Annotated in this window: 16 protein-coding genes; 10 read left to right on the top strand and 6 right to left on the bottom strand. The window is 66.2% G+C overall.

Going from position 1 to position 16,834, the window contains the following annotated elements:
* Positions 1 to 6 precede the first annotated feature (6 nt).
* On the top strand, positions 7 to 1,551 hold the full coding sequence (lysS, locus tag VX037_RS16430) for a lysine--tRNA ligase (protein ID WP_235724488.1): 1,545 nt from the start codon (positions 7 to 9) through the stop codon (positions 1,549 to 1,551).
* Between the two features lie 58 nt (positions 1,552 to 1,609).
* Here the strand turns inward: lysS and VX037_RS16425 are convergent, their stop codons facing one another.
* Together VX037_RS16425 and VX037_RS16420 are read right to left on the bottom strand one after the other, a co-directional pair.
* Positions 1,610 to 1,762: a hypothetical protein gene (locus tag VX037_RS16425; RefSeq protein ID WP_235724489.1), complete on the bottom strand. Its 153-nt coding sequence runs from the start codon at positions 1,760 to 1,762 to the stop codon at positions 1,610 to 1,612.
* Between the two features lie 222 nt (positions 1,763 to 1,984).
* Positions 1,985 to 3,553: a FadD3 family acyl-CoA ligase gene (locus VX037_RS16420; protein WP_328714975.1), complete on the bottom strand. Its 1,569-nt coding sequence runs from the start codon at positions 3,551 to 3,553 to the stop codon at positions 1,985 to 1,987.
* A gap of 42 nt (positions 3,554 to 3,595) precedes the next feature.
* Here VX037_RS16420 and VX037_RS16415 point away from each other — a divergent pair, with 42 nt between their 5' ends.
* The 6 genes from VX037_RS16415 (at position 3,596) to VX037_RS16390 (ending at position 10,939) form a co-directional block, all read left to right on the top strand.
* On the top strand, positions 3,596 to 4,864 hold the full coding sequence (locus VX037_RS16415; RefSeq protein ID WP_328714974.1) for an acyl-CoA dehydrogenase family protein: 1,269 nt from the start codon (positions 3,596 to 3,598) through the stop codon (positions 4,862 to 4,864).
* On the top strand, positions 4,861 to 5,688 hold the full coding sequence (locus tag VX037_RS16410) for an SDR family oxidoreductase (RefSeq protein WP_235724492.1): 828 nt from the start codon (positions 4,861 to 4,863) through the stop codon (positions 5,686 to 5,688). The genes VX037_RS16415 and VX037_RS16410 overlap by 4 nt, the downstream gene beginning before the upstream one ends.
* A gap of 21 nt (positions 5,689 to 5,709) precedes the next feature.
* Complete coding sequence (locus VX037_RS16405) at positions 5,710 to 6,867, top strand: acetyl-CoA C-acetyltransferase (protein ID WP_266059957.1); 1,158 nt, start codon at positions 5,710 to 5,712, stop codon at positions 6,865 to 6,867.
* Between the two features lie 183 nt (positions 6,868 to 7,050).
* Positions 7,051 to 8,559: an aldehyde dehydrogenase family protein gene (locus tag VX037_RS16400; protein WP_235724494.1), complete on the top strand. Its 1,509-nt coding sequence runs from the start codon at positions 7,051 to 7,053 to the stop codon at positions 8,557 to 8,559.
* Between the two features lie 95 nt (positions 8,560 to 8,654).
* A complete protein-coding gene (locus VX037_RS16395; protein ID WP_287014744.1) occupies positions 8,655 to 9,257 on the top strand; it encodes a TetR/AcrR family transcriptional regulator in 603 nt (200 codons plus the stop codon).
* An 83-nt stretch (positions 9,258 to 9,340) separates the two neighbouring features.
* On the top strand, positions 9,341 to 10,939 hold the full coding sequence (locus VX037_RS16390; protein ID WP_328714973.1) for an acyl-CoA synthetase: 1,599 nt from the start codon (positions 9,341 to 9,343) through the stop codon (positions 10,937 to 10,939).
* 21 nt (positions 10,940 to 10,960) lie between these two features.
* Here the strand turns inward: VX037_RS16390 and VX037_RS16385 are convergent, their stop codons facing one another.
* From VX037_RS16385 to echA20, 4 genes are read right to left on the bottom strand one after another with little or no spacing between them, the layout of a single operon-like run.
* A complete protein-coding gene (locus tag VX037_RS16385; protein WP_235724497.1) occupies positions 10,961 to 12,046 on the bottom strand; it encodes an NAD(P)H-dependent flavin oxidoreductase in 1,086 nt (361 codons plus the stop codon).
* Positions 12,043 to 12,828, bottom strand: coding sequence for a CoA-transferase subunit beta (locus VX037_RS16380; RefSeq protein ID WP_235724498.1), 786 nt, complete (start codon positions 12,826 to 12,828; stop codon positions 12,043 to 12,045). The genes VX037_RS16385 and VX037_RS16380 overlap by 4 nt, the downstream gene beginning before the upstream one ends.
* Complete coding sequence (locus VX037_RS16375) at positions 12,825 to 13,724, bottom strand: CoA transferase subunit A (protein ID WP_235724499.1); 900 nt, start codon at positions 13,722 to 13,724, stop codon at positions 12,825 to 12,827. The genes VX037_RS16380 and VX037_RS16375 overlap by 4 nt, the downstream gene beginning before the upstream one ends.
* A complete protein-coding gene (echA20, locus tag VX037_RS16370) occupies positions 13,724 to 14,512 on the bottom strand; it encodes a (7aS)-7a-methyl-1,5-dioxo-2,3,5,6,7,7a-hexahydro-1H-indene-carboxyl-CoA hydrolase (protein WP_235724500.1) in 789 nt (262 codons plus the stop codon). The genes VX037_RS16375 and echA20 overlap by 1 nt, the downstream gene beginning before the upstream one ends.
* Before the next feature lie 144 nt (positions 14,513 to 14,656).
* On the opposite strand from echA20, the gene VX037_RS16365 reads away from it, so the two are divergent.
* The 3 genes from VX037_RS16365 to VX037_RS16355 are packed head-to-tail and all read left to right on the top strand — an operon-like array spanning position 14,657 to position 16,738.
* Positions 14,657 to 15,409, top strand: coding sequence for an SDR family oxidoreductase (locus VX037_RS16365; RefSeq protein WP_235724510.1), 753 nt, complete (start codon positions 14,657 to 14,659; stop codon positions 15,407 to 15,409).
* A 46-nt stretch (positions 15,410 to 15,455) separates the two neighbouring features.
* A complete protein-coding gene (locus VX037_RS16360; RefSeq protein WP_328714972.1) occupies positions 15,456 to 16,352 on the top strand; it encodes an SDR family oxidoreductase in 897 nt (298 codons plus the stop codon).
* Between the two features lie 2 nt (positions 16,353 to 16,354).
* Positions 16,355 to 16,738 (top strand): hypothetical protein, encoded by a 384-nt coding sequence (locus VX037_RS16355; protein WP_328714971.1) that lies wholly within the window; start codon positions 16,355 to 16,357, stop codon positions 16,736 to 16,738.
* Positions 16,739 to 16,834 lie beyond the last annotated feature (96 nt).

Raw genomic sequence — 16,834 nt, 5'->3', positions numbered from 1 at the left:
TCGGGGGTGAGCAACTCCCCGACCACGCAGAACGCGCCCGTAGACACTGCCGACGACAACGCCCCGGAACAACTCCGGATCCGTCGGGAGAAGCGCGACCGCATCCTGGGCGAGGGGCGCGAGGCCTACCCGGTCTCCATCGCGCGTACACACAGTCTGTCGGAGATCCGGGCCGCCCATCCCGACCTCGAGGCGGGCACCGAGACCGGCGAGATCGTCGGGGTGACCGGCCGCATCATCTTCCTGCGCAACAAGGGCAAGCTGTGTTTCGCCACCCTGCAGGAGGGGGACGGTACCCAGTTGCAGGCGATGATCAGCTTCAACGGTGTCGGCGAAGAGGCGCTGACCCGATGGAAGGCCGATGTGGACCTCGGTGACATCGTCTTCGTGCACGGCGAAGTGATCAGTTCACGCACCGGCGAGTTGTCGGTGATGGCCGATTCCTGGGAGATGGCGTCGAAGGCGTTGCGTCCCTTGCCCGTCGCGCACAAGGAGATGAACGAGGAGACCCGGGTCCGGCAACGCTACGTGGACCTCATCATGCGGCCGGAGGCGCGAGCGAATGCGCGAACCCGCATCGCGGTGATGTCCGAACTGCGAAATGCGTTGTCCCGCAGAGACTTTCTCGAGGTCGAGACCCCGATGCTGCAGACGCTGCACGGGGGTGCCGCAGCCCGTCCGTTCGTGACGCATTCGAACGCCTTCGACATGGATCTCTATCTGCGGATCGCGCCGGAGCTGTTCCTCAAGCGGTGCATCGTCGGCGGGATCGAGCGGGTCTTCGAGATCAACCGCAACTTCCGCAACGAGGGCGCCGACTCCACCCATTCGCCGGAGTTCGCGATGCTGGAGACCTATCAGGCCTACGGCACCTACGACGACGCTGCGGTGATGACTCGCGAACTGGTGCAAGAGGTCTCACAGGGAGCGCTGGGCACCCTGACGCCGACGATGGCCGACGGTAGCGAGTACGACCTGTCGGGGGAGTGGACGTCGCTGCAGATGTACCCGTCGCTGTCGGAGGCGCTGGGGAGCGAGATCGTCCCGATGAGTGGCGATGCCGGCACCAGCGTCGACGAACTGCTGTCGATCGCCGATCGGGTGGGACTCGAGGTCCCTAAGGACAAGGGCTACGGGCATGGCAAGCTCGTCGAAGAGCTCTGGGAGCACATGGTGGGGCAACATCTGTCGCAGCCGGTGTTTGTTCGTGACTTCCCGGTCGAGACATCGCCGCTGGTGCGAGCGCACCGCACCGTCGCGGGGGTGGTCGAGAAGTGGGACCTGTATGTGCGCGGCTTCGAACTCGCCACCGGCTATTCCGAGCTCGTCGACCCGGTCATCCAACGGGAGCGGTTCGTCGATCAGGCGCGGCTGGCCGCGGCCGGCGACGATGAGGCGATGCGTCTGGACGAGGAGTTCCTCGCCGCGATGGAGTACGGTATGCCCCCGACCGCCGGCACCGGCATGGGCATCGACCGCCTGCTGATGGCGCTGACCGGTCTCGGGATCCGCGAGACGATCCTGTTCCCGCTGGTCAAGCCGCGTTCGTGAGCCTGCCGTCGCGCGTCGGGAGTTCGTCGGTGACCAACCCCCGACGCGCAGAGACCGGCTAGCTGTTGGTGGTCCAGAGTGGCGGCAGGAACGGGAAGAGCGCGTTGTGGGTACCCGCGATCACATCCCAGATCGGCAGCCACACATTGTTGTAGACATCGGTGCCGGACAGCCAATAGCCGAGCTCCAGAATTGATTCCGTACTTCCCACGTCACTTGCCCTTCTGCCCAGGTCGGTGTGCACGATTCGGCACGGTCGGAACAATATCGGACACCGATCTGCCGACCGGCAGTGGGGTTAGGTTTGCCTAGCCAATACTCGGCAACGACGCCTGTGGATCGCAACCACACGGAGAACTGGCATCCACACAGGTTGTAACCGCCGTGGATGTCAGTTCCCCATGTGGTTTGCGTTGCGTCCCCGCCTGCGTGGTCACACGAGTGTGGGTAGTTGCCGCTTGAGGATCTTGCCGGCCGCGTTACGCGGAAAGGCTTCGACGAACACCACCGATCGGGGCACCTTGAAGTTGGCCAGGTGCTCCCTGGCGTAGGCGATGACCGACGACTCGTCCAGCTCGGTGCCGTCGCGCACGGTCACGTAGGCGCGGCCGACCTCGCCGAGGCGTTCGTCCGGCACCCCGATCACCGCGGATTCGGTGATCCCGTCCAGTCGTGCGAGGGTCTGCTCGATCTCGGCGGGATAGACGTTGAAGCCTCCGCAGATGTACATGTCCTTGAGGCGGTCGGTGATCTTCAGATTGCCGCGGTCGTCGATGGTGCCGATGTCGCCGGTGTGCAGCCAGCCGTCGTCGTCGATCGTCTCCTTCGTGGCGGCCGGGTCGTCGAGGTAGCCGCGCATCACCATGGTGCCGCGGGCCAGCACCTCACCCTGCTCCGACAACGCGATCTCCATGCCCTCGAACGCTCGGCCGCAGGTATTGGCGACGGTCTCGTCGTCGTCATCGGGAGTGCAGGTGGACACGAACCCGCTGGCCTCGGTCAGTCCGTATGCGGTGATGACGGTGTCGACGCCGAGGTCGCTCTGGAGTCGCTCGATCAGGACGACCGGCACGATCGCGGCGCCGGTCACCACCAGCCGCAGCGACGACAGGTCGTGCCCGGCCCGCGTCGGGTCGTCAAGGATCGTCTGGAAGATGGTGGGCGCCCCTGGGAAGACGGTGGCGCGCTGGGTTGCGGCGAGCCTCATGGCCTCGGCCGGCGAGTACACCGCCAGCGGCAGCATCGTCGAACCGAACAGCGCGCACGGCAGGATGCCGGCCTTGTAGCCGAAGGTGTGAAAGTACGGGTTCACCATCAGGTAGCGGTCGTCGGCGTTCAGTCGGCCGTTGGCGCCCCACGCGTGCGAACCGGCGATCGTCTGCTGGTGTTCGGCCAGTACACCTTTGGACTTGCCGGTGGTGCCAGAGGTGAACAGGATGTCGGAGATGTCGTCGGGGGCCACGGAATCCGCGCGTTTCTCGGCTTCTGCGCGTGTCTCCGGGGTGGCGCGATCGAGAAAGTCCGTCCACTCGACGGCGCCGTCGGGAATGGTGGAGGAGTTCTCGAATACCACGCCAACGACGGTGTCGGGCATCGCGGCGTGGTGATCGCGCATCAGTTCGGCCAGGTGATCGCCGCCCAGGAACTCGGAGGACACGATCACCGCGCGGGCGGCGGAACGCTCGATGATCTCGATCGCCTCACCGGCGGTGTAACGGGTGTTCAGCGGCACCAGCGTCGCGCCCGCATACTGCACACCGAGCGCGGCGATCGGCCAGTGATAGCTGTTCGGAGCCCAGATGGCGACGCGATCACCCGCGCCGATTCCCGACGCGATCAGCGCGGCGGCGCAGGTGCGTACCTGATGGGCGAATTGTGACCAGGTCAATTCCAGATGTGGTGTGTCCGACGATGTCCACTGGTCGTCGATGATGGCGGTGCGTGCCGGCCAGGTCTGTTCGGCCCTGCGCAGGGCAGCAGGGGTCGTCAGGATCGCCTCCATGCCCCCAACCTAGCACTTGCTTGGTGCGCTAAGCTAGCGGCCATGACCTCGATCAACCTGGCCGACCGGGCGGTCGACCTCGGCGAATGGGCGCAATCTGTGCCAGATGCCGATGAACAGTTCGCTCGTGCCGTGCGGACCTGGCTCGACGAGAACCTCGTCGGCGAGTTCGCACACCTCAAGGGGCGCGGCGGTCCGGGCAGCGAGCACGAGTTCTTCAGCGAGCGACTTGCATGGGATCGTCATCTGGCTCGGTCGGGCTGGACCTGCCTCGGCTGGCCGGCCCGATACGGAGGCCGGGGTGCCACGTTGGAACAGCGCATCATCTTCCATCAGGAGTACGCGCGCGCCGACGCCCCGGCGCGCGTCAACCACCTCGGTGAAGAGCTCCTGGGGCCCACCCTGATCGAGTACGGCACCGAGGGGCAGAAGCGACGCTTCCTGCCCGGCATCGTCGACGTCACCGAGTTGTGGGCGCAGGGCTACTCCGAACCCGGCGCCGGGTCCGACCTCGCCGGGGTCTCGACCAACGCTGCGCTCGACGACGCCGGAGAGCGGTGGGTCATCAACGGGCAGAAGATCTGGACGTCGCTGGCCCACGTCGCGCAGTGGTGTTTCGTCATCGCCCGGACCGAGAAGGGCTCATCGCGGCACGCCGGGCTGAGCTTCCTGCTGGTACCGCTCGAGCAGCCTGGTGTCACCGTCCGACCCATCCAACAGCTCACGGGTACATCGGAATTCAACGAGGTGTTCTTCGACGACGCGGTGACCGAGGCGGACCTCATCGTCGGCGAACCGGGTGACGGTTGGAAGGTCGCGATGGGCCTGCTGCAGTTCGAGCGGGGTGTCTCCACCCTCGGTCAGCAGGTCGGCTTCGAGCGGGAATGGCGCAACCTGGCCGAGATCGCACGACGCAACGGAGCGGCCCACAACCCGGAGATCGCTTCACGGTTGACGCGCGCCTGGATCGGTTTGAAGGTGATGCGCGCCAATGCCCAACGTACCCTCGCCGGCGACATCGTCTCCGGCGCCGGCGCCGCCTCGGTGTCGAAACTGTTGTGGGCCAACTGGCATCGCGACCTCGGCGAACTCGCGATGGCGATCATCGGTGCACCGTCGCTGATCGGCCCGACCCACACCGCCGAAGGCAGCGAGAACGACATCACCGACCCCGATCACGTCGAACTCGACGAATGGCAACGCCTGTTCCTGTTCACCCGCGCCGACACCATCTATGGCGGTTCGAACGAGGTGCAGCGCAACATCATCGCCGAGCGCGTGCTCGGCCTACCGCGAGAGGCCCGATCGTGACAGAAACCGCTGTCGATCCATCCGTCGTCCGTTCGCCGCTGGCAACACCGCCGGCCGAGACACCCGGACACGGACTGCTCCTCGGCCGCAAAGTCGTGGTGACCGCCGCCGCCGGCACCGGCATCGGCTTCGCCACCGCGCGCCGCGCGCTGCTCGAAGGTGCCGACGTGGTGATCAGCGATTGGCACGAACGCCGACTCGGCGAGGCGCAGGAAAAGCTCGCGGCCGAGTTCACCGATCGCACCGTCGGTCAGATCGTCTGCAACGTCCAGGAATCCGTGCAGGTCGATGCGCTGATCGAGGCTGCGGCAGGCGAACTCGGCCGCATCGACGTGCTGGTCAACAATGCCGGCCTCGGCGGCGAGACACCGGTCGCCGACATGACCGACGAGGAATGGGACCGCGTCCTCGACATCACGCTCAACGGGACCTTCCGTGCCACCCGTGCGGCGCTGCGCTACTTCCGTGGCGTCGATCACGGCGGGGTCATCGTCAACAACGCATCGGTACTCGGTTGGCGCGCCCAACGCGGCCAGGCGCACTATGCGGCGGCCAAGGCCGGCGTGATGGCGCTGACCCGCTGCTCGGCCGTGGAGGCCGCCGACTTCGGTGTCCGGATCAACGCGATCGCACCGTCGATCGCCAAGCATCCCTTCCTGGCGAAGGTGACCAGCGACGAACTCCTCGACGAACTCGCCGCCAAGGAGGCGTACGGGCGGGCCGCCGAAGTCTGGGAGGTCGCCGCCACCATCGCCATGCTTGCCAGCGACTACACCACCTATCTCACCGGCGAGGTCGTCTCGATCTCCAGCCAGCGTGCCTGACCACAGAACAGGAGCCATGACATGACCACACCGCAGGCCTACATCGTCGACGCCATCCGCACCCCGGTCGGCAAGCGCAACGGTTCGCTCGCCAAGACCCACCCGGCGGATCTGGGCGCCCACGTGCTGACCTCTCTCGTCGAACGCACCGGGATCGACCCGAACGTGGTCGACGACGTGGTCTTCGGTTGCGTGGATGCCATCGGACCGCAGGCCGGCAACATCGCGCGCACCGCCTGGCTGGCCGCGGGGCTCCCGCTCGCCATACCGGGGACCACCGTGGATCGGCAGTGCGGGTCGTCGCAGCAGGCCATCCACTTCGCCGCGCAGGGCGTGATGAGCGGAACACAGGACGTCGTGGTCGCCGGCGGTGTGCAGAACATGAGCGCGATCCCTATCTCGCAGGCCATGATCGCCGGCCAGGAACTCGGCTTCACCACGCCTACCGCAGAATCCGCAGGGTGGCGCGAACGCTTCGGCGATGCCGCGATCTCCCAGTTCAACGGCGCCGACATGATGGCCAACAAGTGGGACATCTCCCGCGAGGACATGGAGCGCTGGGCGCTGCAGTCCCACGAGCGCGCTCGTGCCGCGATCGCCGAGGGCCGTTTCGACAACGAGACCGCGGCGCTCGGGGACTGCGTCGTCGACGAGTGCCCGCGCGAGACGTCGATGGAGAAGATGGCCGGGCTCGCCCCGTTGGCTGAGGGATCGCGGCTGACCGCGGCGGTGTCGTCGCAGATCTCCGACGGCGCGTCGGCCACCCTGGTGGTCTCGGAGAAGGCGCTCAAGGAGTACGGGCTGACGCCGCGCGCTCGCATCCACCACATGTCCGTGCGCGGCGACGACCCGGTGATGATGTTGTCGGCGCCCATCCCGGCGACCGCCTACGCGCTGCAGAAGACCGGGCTGTCGATCGACGACATCGACGTGGTCGAGATCAACGAGGCGTTCGCGTCGGTGGTGCTCTCGTGGCTGAAGGAGACCGGCGCCGATCCGGCAAAGGTCAATCCGAATGGCGGCGCCATCGCGCTCGGACACCCGCTGGGTGCCACCGGGGCCAAGTTGTTCGCCACCCTGCTCAACGAACTCGAGCGGTCGGGTGGTCGCTACGGTCTGCAGACCATGTGTGAGGGCGGCGGTACCGCGAACGTGACCATCGTCGAGCGGCTGAGCTGACTGCGCCCCGGTCTCCTCGTCGATGAAATGGCGCAGTACAGACCAGCAACGTCGGCCGGGGGCTTCTGACTACGCATGTAGTCGTATATCCTGCTGTGACGCACTGCATAGTATGCTGGAACAAGTGCGGGGGATTGTTTCAAACAGGCCCTCGTGTCGACCGGCACTACACGAAGGATCGCAATGACCAAACCAGCAGAGGTGAACACCGCGGCCGCCGGCCGGGTGTCGTCGGAAGCCCACTCCATGACCGAGCTGCTGGAGATCCAGCGCGCGGCGTTCCTGCGTGACGGCATCCCGGACGCGAAGACCCGCATCGATCGCATCACGCGCCTGTCGTCGCTGCTCCTGGACAACTCGGAGGAGATCGCGGCGGCGCTGGAGGCCGACTTCGGATCGCGGCCCCGTGAACTGTCGATGGCGACCGACATCGTCGGCTGCATGATCGACCTCACCCACCAGCGGCGGCACGCCGAGAAGTGGATGAAGGAGGTCAATGTCGCCAAGGGGCAGGGCCTGGCCGGCTTCAAGCAGCGACTGCGCCACGACCCGCTCGGCGTCGTCGGCATCATGGGCCCGTGGAACTTCCCGCTGAACCTGACCTTCGTGCCCGCCGGCTCGGCATTCGCCGCCGGTAACCGGGTGCTGATGCGTCCGTCGTCGGTCACCGCGCGCACCACCGACGTGATCGCCAAGCATGCGCCGGACTACTTCTCCATCGAAGAACTCGCCGTCATCACCAGCAAGCACGGCTCGGGGTCGGACTTCGCGAAACTGAAGGTCGACCACATGTTCTTCACCGGTTCGCCGGAGGTCGGTTCGTCGGTCGCGCAGGAGGCCGCGAAGAACCTGGTCCCGGTCACCCTGGAACTCGGTGGTAAGAACCCGGCCGTGGTGGACCCCGACGCCGACATCGACAAAGCCGCGAAGTTCTTGGCCGACGCGCGCATGGTCAACGGTGGTCAGGTCTGCCTGTGCCCCGACTATGTGTTCGTCCCCGAGGCCAAGCTCGGCGAGTTCACCGACAAGGTGATCGCGCGGTGGAAGGAGAAGTTCCCGACGATCCGGTCGAATACCGAGTACACCTCGACGATCAACGAGAAGAACTTCACCCGCATCGTCGGTCTGATCGAGGATGCCGAACAGCTGGGCGCCACCAAGCACCAGGTCATCCCGGCCGGCGAATCATTGCCGGACGCCGAGGCCCGTAAGATCCCGCCGACGCTGCTGACCGGGGTCAAGGCCGGCATGAAGATCGAGGAGGACGAGGTCTTCGGTCCGGTGTTGACGGTGTATCCGTACCGGGAGCTGTCCGAGGCGATCAGCCACATCAGCAGCCACCCGCATCCGCTGACGATGTACTGGTCCGGCGACGACAACGCGAACTACAAGAAGCTCATCGACGGCACCCGCAGCGGTTCGGTCAACGCCAACGACTTCGCCACGCATCTGTTCAGCTTGGAACTGCCGTTCGGCGGTGTCGGCAAGAGTGGCATGGGCGCCTACCACGGCCGCACGGGCTTCGAGACGTTCAGCCACGCGCGCGCGGTGACGGTGTCGACGCTGCCGGTCTCGATCGCCGAGATGATGTCGCCCCCGTTCACCAATCGGGACAAGAAGATGACCAACGGTCAGCTCAAGATGTGGGCGCGCTTCAACCGCAAGGCCATCAAGAAGAACAAGAAGCGCTGACGTAAGTTTCTCTCACAGGACTTCTCACCGGGAGTCGCTCGCTTGGCCGGGTTCGCATCGCGCGGGCCCGGCCAAGCGCTTGCTAGGGTGAACCCATGGCCCCACGTACCGGCACCGTCACCGGCTCCACCAGACGTGACGAGCTGCTGGCCACGGCCGGCCAGATGTTCGCCGAACAAGGGCTGCGATCCACCACGGTGCGCGACATCGCCGATGCCGCGGGGATCCTGTCCGGAAGTCTGTATCACCATTTCGACTCCAAAGAGTCGATGGTCGACGAGATCTTGCGCGGCTTCCTCGAGGATCTGTTTGCCCGGTACCGCGAGATCGCCGCGGCCGGTCTCACCGCCGCGGAGACGTTGCGTCGGCTCGTCGTCGCGTCGTTCGAATCGATCGATGCGCAGCGCAATGCGGTCGCCATCTATCAGGACGAAGCCAAACGTCTTGCGGCGCAGGAGCGATTCGGCTACATCGGTGAACTCAACACCGAGTTCCGGCAGCTCTGGCACGCGGTGCTGCGGCGCGGCGTGGACGACGGTGAGTTCCGTGCCGACCTCGACGTCGAACTGGCCTACCGCTTCCTGCGCGACACCGTCTGGGTGGCAGTGCGCTGGTACCGGCCCGGAGGTGCGTTGTCGGCCGACGACATCGCCGAGCAGTATCTGTCGATCGTGCTGGACGGAATGCTGCCGCGCTGATCCCCCGAGCTTGCGGGCGTCACCACGCGGTCCCTGCGGAGCCGTTGATAGTGTGACCTGCGTTACGAGCAAAGGGGCACGCCATGACAGAGCGCTACACACCCACAACCGCCGCAGCCATCGACACGGTCCGCCAGCACACCCTCGGTGACCTGCTGCGTCGCACTGCATTGCGCGTGCCCGACAAGGTCGCGGTCATCAACGGCACCACGACCCTGACCTTCGCCGACTTGGACCGTGCGGCGAACCGGTGCGCGAACGCGCTGTCGTCGCGTGGCGTGGTCAAGGGCGACCGGATTGCGCTTGTCAGCCACAACTGCTGGCAGTTCGCAGTCCTGCACTATGCCTCGGCGCGTCTGGGCGCGGTGCTCGTCCCGGTGAACTTCGGCCTCGGACCCGAGGAGATCAGTTTCATCCTCGACCATTCGGGTGTGAGTGTCGTGGTGACCGAGGACGCGCTGGCGCCGACGGTCAGCAAGGCGATGGAGTTGTCGGGATTGACCGACGCCGTCCGCGGCTGGATTCCGATGGGTGGGGTATCCGCGGAGGCGGGCTGGGAGAGTGTCGACGAATGGATGACCACCGGTGACGAGTCCGTGCCGCAGGTGGCCATCGCCGATGACGACCCGCTGCGTCTGATGTACACCAGCGGCACCGAGTCGCGACCCAAGGGTGTATTGCTGTCATCGAAATCCTTGATCAGCCAGTATGTCTCGTGTGCCATCGACGGCGGAATGAGTGGTGACGACGTAGAGATCCACTCCTTGCCGCTGTTCCATTGCGCGCAGCTCGACTGCTTCCTGTCGGTCGACGTCTACCTCGGCGCCACCAGTATCATCCTGCCCGGGCCCGACCCCGCGGCGATGCTCGAGACGATCGAGCAACGGAAGGTGACGAAACTGTTCTGTCCGCCCACGGTGTGGATCTCGCTGTTGCGGCACCCGGACTTCGACCGGCGTGACCTGTCGTCGTTGCGCAAGGGCTACTACGGCGCGTCCGCCATGCCCGTCGAAGTACTCCGTGAACTCGGCGAGCGACTCCCCGACGTCTCGCTGTGGAACTTCTATGGCCAGACCGAGATGTCGCCGTTGGCAACGATTCTGCAGCCACACGAGCAACTCGACCGGGCGGGCTCGGCCGGTCGTGCCGCGCTCAACGTGGAGACCCGGGTCGTCGACGACGAGGACAATCCGGTCCCCACCGGTGAGGTGGGCGAGATCGTGCATCGCAGCCCGCACGCCTCGCTCGGCTACTACAACGACGAGGACAAGACCGCGGACGCCTTCCGCAACGGCTGGTTCCACTCCGGCGACCTCGGCATCATCGACGCCGACGGCTATCTCTCGGTGGTGGACCGAAAGAAGGACATGATCAAGACCGGCGGTGAGAACGTGGCCTCCCGCGAGGTGGAGGAGGCCATCTATCTGCTCGACGGAGTCGCCGAGGTGGCGGTGTTCGGTGTGCCGCACCCGAAGTGGATCGAAGCAGTGGCCGCAGTCGTGGTGCCCAAACAGGGGGTGACGCTGACCGAGGAGCAAGTGTCCGACCACGTGGCGGGCGTTCTCGCCGGCTACAAGCGACCCAAATACGTGGTACTCGCCGACGCGCTGCCGAAGAACCCCAGCGGGAAGATCCTCAAGAAGGATCTGCGAGTGCGGCACGCGGACATCGCCGAGGCCTGAGCCGGCTCACGGCGCCCGCCGTCACCCCAACGTGCCGAGCGCCTTCAATCGGCCCTGCGCCTGCGTCATGATCGACTGGACCAGTTCGTCGCAGCTGGGCAGATCGTCGATCATGCCCACCACCTGACCGGACGCGAGCACCCCGGCCCGGGTGTCTCCCTGGACGAGACCGGCCCGCAACAGCATGGGGGTGTTGCCGGCCATGATGATCTGTTGCCAGCTGCGCTCGCCAGACTTGCGCATCGTGCGTCCGTCGCGGAGCATCGTCGTCCACTTCATGCCGGTCAACTGTTTGAACTCGTTGGCGTTGCGGGCCGCTGCGATCAACGCCGTGGCGCGGCTGCCACTTTCGAGGGCCTCGACCAGAGGAGTGCGCAGGACGCGATGCGGCATGCCGTCGACTTTCACTGACACCACGGTGTCACCGAGACCGCGGCCCAGGTATTCCTGTTTGACGGCGTCGGGGACGGCGCTGTCGGAGGTCAGCAGGAATCGGGTGCCCATCGCGACTCCCTCGGCGCCGTATGACAGCGCAGCCACCAGGCCGCGGCCGTCGAAGAATCCGCCCGCTGCCACCACCGGTATACCGTTGCTTCCCAAAGCGTCCAGCACCGACGGCAGCAGCAGGGTGGTGGCCACCGGACCGGTGTGCCCGCCGCCTTCACCGCCCTGCACGATGACCGCATCGGCGCCCCACGACGCCACCTTGACCGCGTGCTTGGCAGCGCCGATGGACGGGATCACCACGACCCCGTTCTCCTTCAGCTTCGCGATCAACTCCTGCTTCGGCGCGAGGGCAAAGGACGCCACTCGCACCCCTTCGCGGATCAGCAGATCGATCCGCTGCGGTGCGTCGGTGGCATCAGCCCGGATGTTGACGCCGAACGGCTTGTCGGTCAACGACTTCGTCTTGGCGATCGCCGCTTCGAGTTCGTCGTAGGTCATCGTCGCCGAGGCGAGGATGCCCAGCCCGCCGGCATTCGAGGTTGCCGAGGTGAGCGACGGCCCGGACACCCAGCCCATGCCGGTCTGCACAATCGGGTACTCGATGCCGACGAGTTCGGTGAATCGGGTCGACAATCCCGCCGCACGTGCTGCGGCACTCATTTCACTTCTCGATTCCGTACGCCCTTGGGATCGAGGACATCCCGGATCAGAGCCAGCTCCTCATCGGAGGGTAGACGTGTGTTCGGAGCGTCGGCGAGACCGGCGATGTCGAACCCGGTGTTCTCCGCGACCTCGTCGGCCGTGACGCCCGGATGCAACGACCGTGCCCGCATGGTGTGTTCTGGGCCCTCGAAGTCGAAGACGCCCAGATTGGTGACCACCCGCGGGATATTCAGATAGCGAAACGCCGGATTGTCGGGATCGACCTTGTCGTAACCGACCCCGGAGACGATGTCGACGTGCTCGGTGAACACCCGCGTGGTGTGGCGGGCCACCCAATAGCTCGTCGGGTGATTGATGGTGTTGCCGGGCGCGCCGCGCACGCCGAACATCTGGCGGGTCGGATGCTGCAACGGCCCGAAGGCCGACAGGTTCTGATTGCCGTAACGGTCGATCTGGTTGGCGCCCATCACCACGTGGCGACGTCCCGAGGCGACCACGTCGAAGACCTTCCGGAACGGCATCCAGCCCTCGATGGGTCCGGACTTGCCGATCGGCGGGGTGTCGGCGAGGACGAGTGCCTCACCATCGGTGATGAGCAGGTCGGGTTCGATGGTCAGTCGGGCCAGGCGGGCGCCGATCAACGGGGTCGGTGCCATCGGCGAGGCCATGATCTCGCCTGCACCGGAGAAGATCTCGGCACACGCCACGACGCAGATCTCGGCGCGGGTGATTTCGACTGGCTCGGTCGGTGAAGAACTCGTATCGGCGGCGGTGCTCATTGCTTGTCCTCCTGCTCGCTCTGCCATTCGGTGACGGCGCGCTGATAGTCGGCCTCGTCGACCTCGAGGAAGCGCTTGGCAAAGGCCGCCCACGTCTGCGGGTCTTTGGCCGATTCCACGTAGAACTGCTGGAACTTCTCATCACGGCCGTACTCGCCGGCAAAGGTGAAGTGTGCGCCGTTCGGTGCATGCACGACGCGATCGACATTCATCCGGTTCAGTAGCAGTCGTTGCGTGGGAACGGTTTTCACGAGCACCTCGGTGGACACGATCTGGTCGGTCTCCAGGTAGCGACGTTCGGCGGCGCCGCAGAAGATGTCGTCCATGTACGGATCGACGCCGGTATAGGCGGCGTTGCCGCGATTGTCGGCGAGATCGAGATGGACGAATGCGGCATCGAGGCGCAGCGCGGGCATGGCGATCAGGGTCTCGGTCCTCCCGTCGGCCGCCGGATAGGGGGAATCGACCGTCCTCAGTTCGCCGTCCCAGAAGTTGGGCACGTCCGAGCCGAGTCCGGCGCGGATCGGCAGGAACGGCAGTCGCGCGGCGGCGGCTTCGAGGCCGCACTTGACCATGCCCTCATCCATCTCACGGGCCTCGAGCGTGCCCGACGTGCGGGCCTTCGCGAACCACGGGTCGTAGAACGGCGCCGAGTCCAAGGACACGAAGCCGTAATAGGCGCGTCGGACCTTGTCTGCCGCGCAGAGCAATCCGAGATCCGGGCCGCCGTAGGTGACGACGGTCAGATCCTTGACGTCGGAGCGGGCGAGCGCACGGACCAGCGCCATCGGCTTGCGGCGCGAGCCCCATCCGCCGATGCCGATGGTCATGCCGTCACGCAGTTCGCCGATGACCTCGTCGAGGGAACTGGTCTTGTCGGTCGGGGTGGCCGTCATCAGGCGCGTCCTCCGTTGCTGTTCGATCCGGCAGTGTCGAGGACCTTGCCGGTGCTGACGAAGGCGTCGCGATGTTCGTCGGCTACGCCGGCCAGATTGAGTTCGAAGGTGAAGCCCTGCTCGAGTCGGTAGCTGCTCTTCACATCGACCGGATCGATGTGATTGATGGCCTCTTTGGCGGCCCGGATCACTCGGGTGTCCTTGGTGGCGATCTGCTCGGCGACCTCCATCGCCGCGTCCAGCAGGTCGGCCCGGGGCACGACGCGGTAGACCGAACCGAAGTGTTCGAGCTGCTGGGCGGTCACATTCTGCGCGGTGTAGTAGAGCGTGCGCATCATGTGTTGCGGTACCAGCCGGGCCAGGTGGGTGGCCGCCCCGAGGGCGCCGCGATCCACCTCGGGCAGGCCGAAGACGGCATCGTCGGAAGCGATGATGACATCGGCATTGCCGACCAGACCGATCCCGCCGCCGACGCAGAAGCCGTTGACCGCCACGATCACCGGCACCTTGCAGTCGTAGACGGCGGAGAAGGCAGCCGCGCATCCCCGATTGGCGCCGATCAGCGCGTCGAACCCGTCGGTCGCCTGCATCTCCTTGATGTCGACGCCGGCGTTGAACCCGCGCCCCTCGGCTCGCAGGATCACCACATGGGTGGTCATGTCCTCGCCGGCTGTGGTGATGGCGTCGGCCAGCTCGAACCACGCCGCCGACGGCAATGCGTTGACGGGCGGGTAGTCGACGGTCACCGTCACGATCCCGTTGTCGGTGCGTGTCGTGGTGATCGGCACACCTGCTCCTCTCGGTTTGTACAGCGCAACCAAGCAAGTGCTTGGTTGTTTGGTAGGGTAGCACTCATGAAGTCAGACGGGCAGGCCGCTGGTCAGGGCGTCGTCGGCGCCGGTGCCGCTTCGGTCGCCGCGCGTGGACCGGACATGGGTTTGGACAAGAAGGTCGTACTCGTCACCGGCGGGACGCGCGGGGTCGGTGCGGGCATCACGCGCGTGCTGGCCGAGTTCGGCGCGGTTCCGGTGGTGTGTGGCCGCCACCCCGGAGCCGACTCGGACGTCGAGTTCATCGCCTGTGACGTGCGTGATGCCGACGCGGTCGATGTCATGGTGCGTGACATCGTCGAGACGCACGGTCGGCTCGACGGGGTGGTGAACAATGCCGGGGGCTCGCCGTTCGCGCTGGCCGCCGATGCCTCACCGCGGTTCACCAGCAAGATCGTGGAGCTGAACCTGCTCGGCCCGTTGGCCGTCGCGCGCGCGGCTCACGCAGTGATGCGTGAGCAGTCCGGCGGCGGTGCAATCGTCAATGTGTCCAGCGTCAGCGGGCATCGGCCGTCGCCGGGAACTTCGGCCTACGGTGCGGCCAAGGCGGGACTGGACAACGCGATGACGTCGCTGGCGATCGAATGGGCGCCACATGTACGCATCAACTCCGTGGTGTGCGGGTCGGTGCTGACCGAACAGGCGCATCTGCACTTCGGTGACGATGCCGGCATCGCAGCGGTCGGGGAGACGATCCCGATGCAGCGACTCGCGATGCCCGAAGACGTCGGCAATGCTGTCGCGTTTCTGCTCAGTCCGCTGGCCGGTTACATCACCGGTTCAACGCTGACCGTGCATGGTGGTGGTGAGCGACCGGCCTTCCTGGCCGCGGCGACCGCCGACAACAAGGTATGAGCAACCGCCCGACTTCGGTCGAGGCGAATGATGAAGGGGAGAAGTGTTGGCTGACAAGCTGAATGAGGGACGTGTCGCCATCGTGACCGGTGCCGGGCAGGGCATCGGTCGAGCGCATGCACTCGCGTTCGCCGCAGAGGGGGCACGCGTGGTGGTGAACGACTTCGACACCAACTCGGCGCATGCCGTGGCCGACGAGATCGTTGCTGCCGGTGGAAAGGCCGTTCCCGTCGTCTCCGATGTGGCCGACTGGGATGCCGGTAAGGATATGATCGCCGGCGCCGTCGAGGCCTTCGGTGGGCTCGACATCATCGTCAACAACGCCGGTTTCGTGCGGGACCGGATGCTGGTCGCCATGTCCGAAGACGAGTGGGACGCTGTGGTGCGGGTTCATCTCAAGGGGCATTTCGTGACACTGCATCATGCCGCCGCATACTGGCGCGCCGAATCGAAGGCCGGTCGTCCGCGAACCGCTCGGATCATCAACACCTCATCGGGCGCAGGCCTTTTCGGGTCGGTGGGGCAGGGCAACTACGTGGCGGCGAAAGCCGGTATCACCGCTCTGACCATTCAGGCGGCAGCCGAGCTGGCCGGCTACGGGGTGACGGCCAATGCGATCGCGCCGTCCGCGCGGACTCAGATGACCATGGGTGCCGGCGAGGCGATGGCAGCGCAGATGGCCGCACCCGCCGACGGCTCCTTCGACGCCATGGATCCCGCGAACATCTCGCCGCTGGTGGTGTGGCTCGGCTCGCCGGAGTCCGCCGGGGTCACCGGACGGGTCTTCGAGGTCGAGGGCGGGAAGGTCACCGTCATCGACGCATTCCAGCGCAGTGCCGAGCAGGACAAGGGATCGCGCTGGGCGCCGGGCGAACTGGGTGCGGTGGTCGAAGAACTCCTTGCGAAGTCGCCGGTGCCCGTTCCGGTCTACGGCGCGCGGTAGACGTGACGCCGGACCTGGACCCCGAACGGGCGGCGCAACGCGTCGCCGCCGCGCGTGCCTACGTCGACGCGCTCGTCAGCCACGATCCGTCCGGGGTGTCGCTGCATCCGGAGTGCACCCGGGTCGAGCTGGGCCTCAAGACCGGCCGCAACGGGCCGCACATCGCGCGCGGTCTCCGGCGGGGGCCGCAATTCCGGCTGATCCACCGGATCAGTGAGTTCTCGGCGGATGTCGACGGCCACATGGTGGCCACGCGGTACTGGGTGCATGTGCGGCCCAAGATGCTCGGGTTGGCCGCGCATGTGCACGAGTCGTTCGTGGTCGACGAGGACAACCGGATCCGGGCGATCGTCGCGAGATTCGGGGTGCCGCGCAGGCGCGGGTAGGGGCGCTCGGGTGCTGCGGTCTGTAAGGAAGGTTAGGTGAGGTGGCGTCGCTGACTGGCGTCGTGGGCGCTGGGTCGGGACGGTTTCGGGTCAGGA

The organism is Gordonia sp. Z-3 (assembly GCF_036233855.1).
GTDB lineage: Bacteria > Actinomycetota > Actinomycetes > Mycobacteriales > Mycobacteriaceae > Gordonia > Gordonia tangerina.
The sequence above is the reverse complement of the archived record's forward strand: the minus strand, read 5'-3'. Positions and strand labels throughout refer to the sequence as shown.